At 70.3% G+C, this 276-nt stretch carries 1 protein-coding gene; it reads left to right on the forward strand.

The features are described 5' to 3' along the window. The coding region (locus tag FLQ44_RS06355) for a S4 domain-containing protein (RefSeq protein WP_276607831.1) at positions 1-276 on the forward strand (276 nt) is incomplete at both ends.

The following is a 276-nucleotide window of genomic DNA, read 5'->3' on the forward strand; positions in this document are numbered from 1 at the left end:
TGTCCCTGAAGCGCGAAGGCGCTGCCGCCATCCGCGTTGAAGAGCGCCTGCACAAGGTGCTGGCCACCGCCGGGCTCGGCTCGCGTCGAGCGCTGGAAGAGCGCATCGCCCGCGGCGAAGTCAAGGTCAACGGCGAAGTCGCCGCGACCGGCAGCAGCGTCGCCTCCGGCGACCGCGTCGAGATCGACGGCCGCGCCTTCGTTGCCGCCAACCAGAGCGAGCCGGTGCAGGTTCTGCTGTACAACAAGCCCGAGGGCGAGCTGACCACGCGCGATG

Source organism: Vogesella mureinivorans (genome assembly GCF_007644035.1).
In the GTDB taxonomy this organism is placed as follows: domain Bacteria; phylum Pseudomonadota; class Gammaproteobacteria; order Burkholderiales; family Chromobacteriaceae; genus Vogesella; species Vogesella mureinivorans.